This is a genomic window from Mycobacterium sp. MAC_080597_8934, assembly GCF_000523975.1.
GTDB lineage: Bacteria > Actinomycetota > Actinomycetes > Mycobacteriales > Mycobacteriaceae > Mycobacterium > Mycobacterium avium.
In genome coordinates, this window is sequence record NZ_JAOS01000054.1 from 66,415 (window position 1) to 76,989 (window position 10,575).

7 protein-coding genes and 3 pseudogenes are annotated in these 10,575 nt (G+C 70.8%); 8 read left to right on the forward strand and 2 right to left on the reverse strand.

All coding sequences use genetic code 11. The annotated features are described in order from the left end of the window. Positions 1–77 precede the first annotated feature (77 nt). From NF20_RS24105 to NF20_RS24120, 4 genes and pseudogenes are all read left to right on the forward strand, one after another. Positions 78–1,022 (forward strand): oxygenase MpaB family protein, encoded by a 945-nt coding sequence (locus tag NF20_RS24105; protein WP_011726309.1) that lies wholly within the window; start codon positions 78–80, stop codon positions 1,020–1,022. 94 nt (positions 1,023–1,116) lie between these two features. Beyond that, positions 1,117–2,692 (forward strand): annotated as a pseudogene (locus tag NF20_RS24110) (PPE domain-containing protein). Between the two features lie 38 nt (positions 2,693–2,730). Then, a complete protein-coding gene (locus tag NF20_RS24115; RefSeq protein ID WP_009979579.1) occupies positions 2,731–3,723 on the forward strand; it encodes a permease in 993 nt (330 codons plus the stop codon). Beyond that, the gene (locus tag NF20_RS24120) at positions 3,723–4,460 is read left to right on the forward strand and encodes a TIGR03943 family putative permease subunit (protein WP_009979578.1); all 738 of its coding nucleotides are present in this window, start codon (positions 3,723–3,725) and stop codon (positions 4,458–4,460) included. Before NF20_RS24115 ends, NF20_RS24120 begins: the two co-directional genes overlap by 1 nt. A gap of 11 nt (positions 4,461–4,471) precedes the next feature. Here NF20_RS24120 and rpmG read toward each other — a convergent pair whose 3' ends face one another. Both rpmG and rpmB read right to left on the reverse strand, forming a co-directional pair. Further along, a complete protein-coding gene (gene rpmG, locus NF20_RS24125; protein ID WP_011726307.1) occupies positions 4,472–4,636 on the reverse strand; it encodes a 50S ribosomal protein L33 in 165 nt (54 codons plus the stop codon). Next, on the reverse strand, positions 4,636–4,872 hold the full coding sequence (rpmB, locus tag NF20_RS24130; RefSeq protein ID WP_011726306.1) for a 50S ribosomal protein L28: 237 nt from the start codon (positions 4,870–4,872) through the stop codon (positions 4,636–4,638). Before rpmB ends, rpmG begins: the two co-directional genes overlap by 1 nt. Positions 4,873–4,974: 102 nt before the next feature. Between rpmB and mrf the strand changes: the two genes are divergently transcribed. The 4 genes and pseudogenes from mrf to eccA all read left to right on the forward strand — a co-directional run. After that, positions 4,975–6,171, forward strand: a complete 1,197-nt coding sequence (gene mrf, locus NF20_RS24135) for a ribosome hibernation factor-recruiting GTPase MRF (protein ID WP_024637386.1) — start codon at positions 4,975–4,977, stop codon at positions 6,169–6,171. Between the two features lie 126 nt (positions 6,172–6,297). Continuing rightward, positions 6,298–7,203, forward strand: coding sequence for a class I SAM-dependent methyltransferase (locus NF20_RS24140; protein WP_011726304.1), 906 nt, complete (start codon positions 6,298–6,300; stop codon positions 7,201–7,203). Positions 7,204–7,382: 179 nt separating this feature from the next. Continuing rightward, positions 7,383–8,844: pseudogene (locus tag NF20_RS24145) on the forward strand (PPE family protein). 329 nt (positions 8,845–9,173) lie between these two features. Continuing rightward, positions 9,174–10,575 (forward strand): annotated as a pseudogene (gene eccA, locus NF20_RS24155) (type VII secretion AAA-ATPase EccA); the annotation flags it as partial.

The window sequence follows — 10,575 nt, forward strand, 5'->3', positions numbered from 1 at the left end:
ACCAACGCCGGGCCACGACAATATCAGGAAACAAGCGTTCGCAGATTAGCGGACCAGTGCTGCGGGAGGACCTGACGATGGCGATTCACGAGCCGGTGCACCAGCCGACGGCCCATGTCGAGCCGACGGGCCATGTCGAGCCGACGAGCCACGTCGAGCGCCGCGTCACCGACCCGCCCCGGCCCCGGCGGCGCAAGCCGCTGCGGACGCTGGGCATCGACGAGGGGCTGATGGGCGTGGCGCTGCTGGCCGGCCCGGCGAACGTGATCATGCAGCTGGCCAATCCCGGTGTCGGCTACGGCGTGATGGAAAGCCGCGTGGAAAGCGGCCGGGTCGACCTGCATCCGATCAAGCGGGCCCGCACCACCTTCACCTACCTGGCCGTGGCGACCTCCGGCAGCGAGGCGCAGAAGGATGCCTTCCGCCGGGCGGTGAACCGGGCGCACGCGCAGGTGTACTCGACGCCGGAAAGCCCGGTGTCCTACAACGCCTTCGACCCCAACCTGCAGCTGTGGGTGGGCGCCTGCCTGTACAAGGGCGGGCTGGACATCTACCGGATGTTCATCGGCGAACTCGACGGCGACGACGCCGACCGCCACTACCGCGAGGGCATGACGCTGGCCACCACGCTGCAGGTGCCGCCGGCGATGTGGCCGCCGGACCGCGCGGCGTTCGACCGCTACTGGGAGGAGTCGCTGGCCAAGGTGCACATCGACGACGCCGTGCGCGAGTATCTGTATCCCATTGCGGCCAACCGCATTCGGGGAGTGTGGCTGCCCGGCCCGGTGCGGCGTCTCACCGAGGGCTTCGCGTTGTTCATCACGACCGGCTTCCTGCCGCAGCGGTTCCGCGACGAGATGCGGCTGCCCTGGGACTCGACCAAGCAGCGGCGCTTCGACCGGCTGATCGCGGTGTTGGCGACGGTGAACCGCTACCTACCGCGGTTCATCCGGCAATTCCCGTTCAACGTCCTGCTCTACGACCTGGACCGCCGGATCCGCAAGGGGCGTCCGCTCGTGTAGCGCGGGCGGCCGGCCGCCACGGCCGGGTTGATAACGATAATCATTTTCATTAAAGTCTGCTCAGTCTGGTCCGCCTTCCAGCCTGAGGAGACCCATGACGGCGCCGATCTTCATGGCCTCGCCGCCCGAACTGCATTCCGCGCTGCTCAGCAGCGGCCCTGGACCCGCGTCGTTGCTGGCCGCCGCCGGCGCATGGTCGCAGTTGAGTGCCGAATATGCTTCTGCGGCAGAGCAATTGAGCACGCTGCTGACCGGCGTCGCCGCGGGCGCCTGGCAGGGCGTCAGCGGCGAATCGTACGTCGGCGCGCACGCCCCCTACCTGGCATGGCTGACCAAGGCCAGCGCCGACAGCGCGGCGGTGGCCGCCCAGCACGAGGTGGCCGCGACCGCCTACACCACCGCGCTGGCCACGATGCCGACGCTGCCGGAGCTGGCCGCCAACCACGCCGTGCACGCGACCCTGGTGGCCACCAACTTCTTCGGTGTCAACACGGTGCCGATCGCGGTCAACGAGGCCGACTATGCGCGAATGTGGACGCAGGCGGCGACCACCATGTCCACCTATCACGCGGTGTCCACCGCCGCAGTCGCGTCCACACCGCAAGCCGAACCGGCACCGCAGATCGTGAAATCTGATGCCTCGCAAGACGATTCGGGCAACGAAGATCACGACCCCAAGATCGACAATCCGTTCAACGACTTCATCGCGAACATCCTGAGGAACCTGGGGATCGACTGGGACCCGGCCAAGGGAACCGTCAACGGGCTGGACTACGACGCCTACACGAATGCCGGGGAACCCATCTTCTGGGTGGTGCGCGCCCTGGAACTGCTGGAGGATTTCGAGCAGTTCGGCTATTACCTGGTGCACAATCCCGCCTTGGCGTTCCAGTACCTGGTGCAACTCATGCTGTTCGACTGGCCGACGCACATCCTGGAGATCTTCATGAGCCAGCCGGAGTTGCTGGCCCCCGCGCTGTTGCTGGCGGCCGCGCCGTTCGCCGCCGTCGGCGGATTCGCCGGGCTGGCCGGGCTGGCGGCCCTCCCGCAGCCGGTGGCCGTCCCGCGGCCGTCGCGGCCCGCCGCCCGCCCGGCCTGCCGCCGCCATCGCCATCGCACCCACCCCGTCGCAGCGGCTGCCCCGGTGGCGACGGCCCCGGCGCCCGCGCCCGCCGCCACGGCGACCACGGTGGCCGGCGCGCCGCCCGCGGCACCGGCACCCGTCGCGCCCGCGGCGGGATTCTTCCCGCCCTACGTCATCGGCCCGCCGGGCATGGGAACCGGCTCGGGATGAGCGCCAGCGCCAGCTCCAGCGCCAAACGCAAAGCGCCGGAACCCGACAGCGCCGCCGCCGCGGCGGCCGCGGCGGCGCGTGCGGCCGCCGGTCGCGCCGGCGCCGCCGCGCCACCCGGCGCGGGCACGGCGAGGAGTTCATGGACATGAACGTCGACGTCGACCCGGACTGGGGCGGGCCGGCCGGCCCCGAGTCCTCGGCGTCCGATCGGGGCGCGGGCGCGCTGGGCTTCGCCGGCACCGCGCGCAAGGACGCGGCCGGCGCGGCCGCCGGGTTGACCACCCTGCCGGGGGCCGAGCTCGGCGGTCCGACGATGCCGATGATGCCGGGCAGCTGGGAACCGGGAGACGACGCGGGAGCCGAACACGACAGCTAGTCGGTTCGTTGCGACGGGCGCGCAGCGATAATGGCCCGGTGGCGACGCTGAAGGCCGTCCGCGGCTGGCGAATCGGGTCGATGGAGGTGCTGGTCGGCATCCTGCTGGCCTGCGCCCTGGCCGCGACCACCCTGCGGACCGTGGTCGGCAACAGCGCGGCGTTGTCCACGGTCGGCACCGTGTTCTGCGGGGTTTTCGTCCAGGCGATCCCGTTTTTGGTGCTCGGGGTGGTGGTGAGCGGGCTGATCGCGGTGTTCGTCTCGCCCGAGCGATTGGCGCGCTGGCTGCCGCGTCGGCCGGCGACGGCGGTCCTGGCGGCCGGTGCGGGCGGGATGGCGTTGCCCGGTTGCGAGTGCGGGTCGGTGCCGCTGGCGCGGCGGCTGTTCGGCGAGGGCGGGGCGACGGGGGCGGCCGCGTTGACGTTCATGCTGGCGGCGCCGGCGATCAACCCGGTCGTCCTGGCGTCCACCGCGGTGGCGTTTCCGGGCTTGCCCGGCATGGTGTTCGCGCGGCTGGGCGCGTCGCTGCTGACCGCCGTCGTCATGGGTTGGGTGTGGTCACGCTGGGGCCGTCCGGAATGGATCACGCGCGCACTGCCGGCATCCCGGGCGCCGGCCGAATCGCGATTGGAGGTCTTCACCGAGGCGGCCCGTCACGACTTCCTGCAAGCCGCATCGTATTTGGTCCTCGGTGCCGCCGCCGCCGCACTGCTGCACGTGGCCGTGCCGCCGTGGGTGTTCACGCATCTGGCCGGTGACCTGGCGCTCGGCGTCGCGCTGATGGCCGCCCTGGCGGTGGTGCTGGCGCTGTGCTCGGAAGCGGATGCGTTCGTGGCGGCCAGTCTGACGATGGTGCCGCTGTTGCCCCGGCTGGTGTTCCTCGTCGTCGGGCCCGCCGTCGACGTCAAGCTGTTCGCCATGCAGGCGGGCATGTTCGGCCGGGCATTCGCGGCCCGTTTTGCGCCGTGCACTCTTCTCGTAGCAACCGTGAGTGCTTGCGGCATCGGCTTTTTCGTGCTGGGCGCGCGCTGATGAGCCGCGAGACCGAAAACACCGTGTTGCTGTTGGTGGGCATCAGCATGGTCATCATCACCGCCTCCGGCGTGTTCACCCGGTATGTCAAACCCGGACTGTGGCCGTGGCTGGTGACCTCGGCCGTGGTGTTGATCGGGTTGGCGCTGGCGGCCATCGTGGGCGACATCCGCCGCGGTGGCCCGCGCACCGTCGACGCGCCCGGCGGGGCGGGCCACGAGCACTCCCACCGCAGCGGCCTCGTCTGGCTGCTGGTGCTTCCCGTGCTGGTGCTGATGTTCGTGGCGCCGCCGGCGCTGCGTCCTTCCGCGGCGGCCCCGTCGGTGATGGCGGTGTCCAATGATGTTCTGAGACAAAAGTTTCCGCCGTTGCCGACGGGATCGTCCCCGGAAGTGTCGCTGCCGGAGGTGTTGATGCGCGAGGCGCAGGACACCACCGGATCGCTGACGAACCGGACGATCACCGTGACCGGCTTCGTCCTCAACGAGGCTCACGGCGTCGACCTGGGACGCGTCGTGATCGTCTGCTGTGCGGCCGACGCGCAGCTGGCCCGTATCCATCTGCGCGGCCCGGCCGCCGCGGCCGCCGCCGGCCTGCCGGACAACACCTGGATCCGGGTCGAAGGTCAGGTCATTCCGGCGCCGCGGCAACCGAAATCGGCGGTGATTCCGACGCTGCAGACCACCGCGGTCACCCGGATCGATGCGCCGCGCAACCCCTACGCCTACCCGCGCTGACCCGCCTTCGCTCAGCGCTCTTCGCGGAAGTCGACGTGGCGGCGGACGACCGGATCGTATTTGCGCAGCACCAGCCGGTCGGGGTCATTGCGCCGGTTCTTGCGGGTGATGTAGGTGTATCCGGTCCCGGCCGTCGAACGCAGTTTGACCAAGGGTCGAATCTCGTTGCGGGGCATCAGATTTGCTGTCCGTGCCGGCGCAGCCGCGCCACCACCGCCTCGATGCCGTCGCGGTCGATGACCTTGATGCCCTTGGCGCTGACCCGCAGCCGAATCCGGCGCCCCTCCGAGGGCAGGTAATAGGTCTTCAGTTGAATGTTGGGCGACCAGCGCCGAGGCGTCCGGCGATGCGAATGCGACACCGCATTACCGAAGCTCGGCCGCCGGCCCGTCACCTGGCAGTCGGCAGACACGAAACCCCTCCCCCGCTTATTGAAAATCATTTTCGACAAGGCCCGCCACGAACGGTACCGTATGGGTGGCTTAGATGAAAACGATTACCAATAAGGAGGCCGATGCGGACGCCCGTCTTCCTGGTTGCCGGCCAACGCGGCACGGATCCGGTCGTGGGTGCGCTGCTGCGCACCTCGGGAACGCTGGTCGTCGAGCATCGGTTCGACGGCCACGTGGTGCGCCGAACCACGGCGGTGCTCACCGATGGCGTCTTGACCAGCACCGAGTGCGGGCTGGAACTCGCGCACGGCTGCGTGTCGTGCACTATCCGCAACGATCTACTGGTCCTGCTGCGTCAACTGCACCGTCGCGACGACGTCGACCGGATCGTGGTGCACCTGGCCCCCTGGCTGGAACCGGAACCGATCTGCCTGGCCATCAACCACGTCCGGGTCCGGGTGGCGCCGGGTGGCGTCGACGGCCCTGCGGCCCTTGATGTTTCGATCGCCGCCGTGGTGACCTGTGTCGACTCCTCGACGTGGCTGAGCCAGGCACTGGGCGAGGACGAACTGGACGACGGCCGCACCCACGCCCAGGTGGTGATCGGTCAGGCCGAATTCGCCGACGTGGTGGTGCTCGACCATCCCAATCCGTTCCTGGCCGCCGTGCTGCGCCGGCTGGCCCCGCGCGCCCGCGTCCGAGTTGGCGCTGACGGCATCGATGACGCACTGAACAACCTGTACCGCGACGCGCGCCGCGGCCGCGTCGACGACCCGCACGGCCCGCTGCTGGCGGGGCAGCCGCCGCTGGATGCGCGCGGGCCGATTCGCTTGGTGGAGTTCAACTCTCGAAGGCCCTTCCATCCCGGGCGGCTGCATGCCTGCCTGGATCTGCTGCTCGACGGCGTCATCAGAACCCGCGGGCGGCTCTGGCTGGCCAGTCGGGCCGACCGCGCGATGTGGCTGGAATCGGCCGGTGCCGGCCTGCGGGTCAGCTCGGCGGGCAAGTGGCTGGCCGCCATGACCGGCCCCGAGCGCGACGGCATCGATGCCCAGCGCCGTGTGCTGGCCGCGCTGGGCTGGGACGACCGGCACGGCGATCGGCACACCGCGATGGCAATCCTGGTGTGCGGCGCGGATCCCGCCGAGATTCTCGACGCGCTGCAGGCGGCGCTGCTCACCGACGAGGAGCTGGAGCGCCCCGGCGAGTGGCAGGGGTACGACGACCCGTTCGGCGATTGGCATGAGGAGCCGTGTGTGGGCCTTGAAGCCGCCGACAACGCGGCGCAGGGGGCGCGGCAGGACCCGGACCCGTCATGAGCCCCGCCGGCGCAGGTGGGATGGAGCAGTTCCGCCGACGCGACGGTCGCCGATAACTGCGAAACCCTAGTACCGTTGTGCGCCACCGGAAATGCGGTGTCGGCCGGGCGGCGTAGGGTGGATCGCGTGCGAAGCGAAGGCGATACCTGGGACATCACCACCAGCGTGGGCTCGACCGCGTTGTTCGTGGCCACGGCGCGGGCGTTGGAGGCGCAAAAGCCCGACCCGCTCGCGGTGGATCCGTACGCGGAGATCTTCTGCCGCGCCGTCGGCGGTTCGGCCGCCGACGTGCTGGACGGCAAGGATCCCGACCATCAGCTCAAGACCGACGACTTCGGCGTGCACTTCGTGAACTTCCAGGGGGCACGCACCAAGTACTTCGACGAATATTTCCGCCGGGCGGCCGACGCGGGGGTGCGGCAGGTCGTCATCCTGGCCGCGGGCCTGGACTCGCGGGCCTACCGCCTGGACTGGCCGGCCGCGACCACCATCTTCGAACTGGACCAGCCGCAGGTGCTCGACTTCAAGCGCGAGGTGCTGGCCGGCGTCGACGCCCACCCGCGCGCCGAGCGCCGTGAGATCGCCGTGGATCTGCGCGAGGACTGGCCGCAGGCCTTGCGGGACAGCGGATTCGACCCGGACAAGCCGTCGGCGTGGATCGCCGAGGGCCTGCTGATCTATCTGCCGGCCAGCGCCCAGGAGCAGCTGTTCACCGGCATCGACGCGCTGGCCGGCCACGGCAGCCACGTCGCGGTCGAGGAGGGCGCCCCGATGACGCCCGAGGACTTCGAGGCCGCGGTGGCCGCCGAACGCGCCGCCAACGAGCAGGGCGAGCAGCGAATGTTCTTTCAGCTCGTCTACAACGAACAGTGCGCGCCGGCCGCCGAGTGGTTCGGCAGCCGCGGCTGGACCGCGGTGCCCACCCCGCTGGCCGACTACCTGCGCCAGGTCGGCCGTCCGGTGCCCGGCCCGGACACCGAGGCCGGGCCGATGATCGCGCGCAACACCCTGGTGAGCGCCGTGCGGGCCTGACCCGCCGAGCGACAAACCGGCCGCGAACCCCGATCGCGGCCGGTTTTTCATGAGTCATCCATGAATCGGCGCCGCGCCGGAACTTCTCGCGGCCCCGGTGCGACTACTACCGGGCTGACCCGTGCGCCGCCGAACAGCCCCGGCGGTTCCTGACCCAGCCCGACGAGGAGTCTTCGGCCATGACCGCGCCGGTGTGGATGGCGTTCGCCCCGGAGGTCCATTCCACGCTGCTCAGCAGCGGGCCGGGACCGGCCGGCCTGCTGAGCGCGGCCGCGTCCTGGACGTCGTTGAGCGAAACCTATGCGTCGGCCGCCGCGGAACTCAGCGCGACGCTGGCGGCGGCGCAATCCGATGCGTGGCAGGGGCCCAGCGCCGAGCGGTACGTTGCCGCGCACGCGCCCTATCTGGCGTGGCTGGAGCGGGCCAGCGCGAACAGCGCGGCCGTGGCCGCCCAGCAGGAGACCGCGGCCGCCGCCTACACCGCCGCGCTGGCCGCGATGCCGACCCTGCCGGAGCTGGCCGGCAACCACGCCACGCACGCCGCGCTGGTGGCGACCAACTTCTTCGGCGTCAACACCATCCCGATCGCGGTCAACGAGGCCGACTACGCACGGATGTGGGTCCAGGCCGCCACCACCATGTCCACCTATCAAGCGGTCGCCGGCACGGCGGTGGCCGCCGCGCCACAGACCGACCCGGCGCCGCCGATCGTCAACTCCACCAGCTCGGACGGTTCGGACAGCGACGACAGCGGCGACGACGGCGGCATCGTCGACAACGACGGCGGCAACCCCTACCAGCTGAGCTGGTGGGTCAACCGGTTCCTGGAGATCTTCCAAACCATCGGGCGGGATCTCGAGGAGTTCCCCGAAAACCCGTCTGCCGCGCTGACCCAGCTGCTGCGGGACATCTGGCTGCTGATCGTCGACGAGATCGGCCACGCCATCGAGGCCTTCCAGGCCTTCGCGCCCCAGATCGCGGCGTTCAGCCTCGCCCTGCCGGCCGGGGCCGCGGCGGGACTCGCCGGCCTGAGCGGGCTCGCCGCGATTCAGAAGGCCGCACCCCTGCCCGCGCTGCCGGCCGCGCCGCCGCCGCAGCCGTCGAGCATGCCGGCCGTGGTGGCCGGTCCGCGATGGCGCCGCGGCCGTCGCCGCCCGGCGCCCGCATCGGCCGGCGCACCGGCCCCGCGTCGGCGACGGTGACCGCGTCCGGGCCGCACCGCCGCCGCCCTCCGGCATCGGCGGCACCGCCTACCCGTACCTGATCGGCGGCCCGACCATCGGGAGCGGCACCGGCATGGGCAGCGGCGCACAGCGCAAGGCGTCCGAGCCCGACCCCGCCGCGGCCGCCGCGCCGGCCGGCGCATCGGCGTCCGAGCGGGCGCGGGCGCGACGGCGACGCCGGGCCGCCATGAAGGACCGCTATCGCGGCTACGAGTTCATGGACGTGGAGCCCGACGCCGGACCCGAGCCCGAAACCGACTCGGTGACGGCATCGGATCGGGGCGCCGGCCCGCTGGGCTTTGCCGGCACCGCGCCGTCGGCCCCCGCGCAGGCGACCGGGCTGGCCACGCTGGCCGGCGACGAGTTCGGCACCGGACCGTCGATGCCCATGGTGCCGGGCAACTGGACCGGCGAGTAGCGGCGGAACTTTACCGCCGCGGCGCCCGACTACTGGCTGCGTGACCGTGCCCGGCTACCCATCCGCTACCCGTCCGCGGGAGGCACGCCGGAATTGATAATGAAAATGATTTTCAGTAAGGTGAGGTCTTGCTGTGAGGCTGCCGAGGGTGCGGCTGTGAGTATGCCGAAAATGCGGCAAATCCCTAGGCGAAACGTCCTCATCAGCGGTAGAAGAAGGGCAGCGGAGTGGTGAGCCGACCAGGCTCGAACGCCTCGACAGTTAGCTTATGCAATGCTAACTTCAGGCGGTTAGGTTAGGGGAGGCTACATACATGAGAAGGCGCGGCCGTGGAACGCGGTGACACCGGCATGCTCACAGCTCAGCCGGTCAATTCCCGGGTCGACGCACGCGTCGACGGCGACGTGGTCAGCCGGTTCGCCACCTGCTGCCGCGCGCTGGGCATCGTCGTCTACCAACGGCAGCGCCCGGCCGACCTGGCCGCCGCCCGCTCCGGCTTCGCCGCGCTGACCCGCATCGCCCACGACCAGTGCGACGCGTGGACCGGGCTGGCGGCCGCCGGCGACGTGTCGCTGCGCGTGCTGGAGGCGGTGGCCCGCACTGCTGCCACCGCGGGCGTGCTGCAGCGCCAGGTGGACCTGGCGCCCGGCGCGCTGGGCTTCCGCTACGACACCGGGCTGTATCTGCAGTTCCGCGCCACCACGACCGACGACTTCCAGCTCGCCTACGCGGCGGCGCTGGCAACCGCCGGGCGCTTCGCCGACGCCGACCGGATCGTCGCCGCGCTGACCGCCGCCCGACCCGGCTGGCGGGAAGCCCGCTGGGTGTCGGTCGTGATCAACTACCGGGCCGAGCGCTGGTCGGACGTCGTCAAGCTGCTCACCCCGATCGTCAACGACACCGACCTCGACGACGCCTACGCGCACGCCGCCAAGATCGCCCTGGGCACCGCGCTGGCCCGCCTCGGCATGTTCGCCCCGGCGCTGTCCTACCTGGAGGAGCCCGACGGTCCGGTCGCCGTGGCGGCCGTCGACGGCGCCCTGGCCAAGGCGCTGGTGCTGCGCGCGCACGTGGACGAGGAATCGGCCAGCGAGGTGCTGCAGGACCTCTACGCCGCGCACCCGGAGAACGAACAGGTCGAACAGGCGTTATCGGACACCAGTTTCGGCATCGTGACCACCACCGCGGCCCGCATCGAGGCCCGCACCGACCCGTGGGACCCCGCCACCGAGCCCAGCGCCGAGGACTTCGTCGACCCGGCCGCGCACGAGCGCAAGGCGGTGCTGCTGGCCGAGGCCGAACGCCAGCTCGCCGAATTCATCGGACTCGACGAGGTCAAGAACCAGGTGTCCCGGCTGAAGAGCTCGGTCGCCATGGAACTGGTCCGCAAGCAGCGCGGGCTCGCGGTCGCGCAGCGGGCCCACCACCTGGTGTTCGCCGGGCCGCCCGGAACCGGTAAGACCACCATCGCCCGCGTGGTGGCCAAGATCTATTGCGGCCTGGGGCTTTTGAAGCGGGAGAACATCCGCGAGGTGCACCGCGCCGACCTGATCGGCCAGCACATCGGCGAGACCGAGGCCAAGACCAACGCCATCATCGACAGCGCGCTGGACGGGGTGCTGTTCCTCGACGAGGCCTACGCGCTGGTCGCCACCGGCGCAAGAACGACTTCGGGCTGGTCGCCATCGACACCCTGCTGGCCAGGATGGAGAACGACCGCGACCGCCTGGT

Bases quoted from the DNA above. Each gene is read 5' to 3' on its own strand.
- NF20_RS24105 (WP_011726309.1), top strand. From the start codon at position 78: ATGGCGATTCACGAGCCGGTGCACCAGCCGACGGCCCATGTCGAGCCG.
- NF20_RS24120 (WP_009979578.1), top strand. From the start codon at position 3,723: ATGAGCCGCGAGACCGAAAACACCGTGTTGCTGTTGGTGGGCATCAGC.
- rpmG (WP_011726307.1), bottom strand. From the start codon at position 4,636: ATGCCCCGCAACGAGATTCGACCCTTGGTCAAACTGCGTTCGACGGCC.
- mrf (WP_024637386.1), top strand. From the start codon at position 4,975: ATGCGGACGCCCGTCTTCCTGGTTGCCGGCCAACGCGGCACGGATCCG.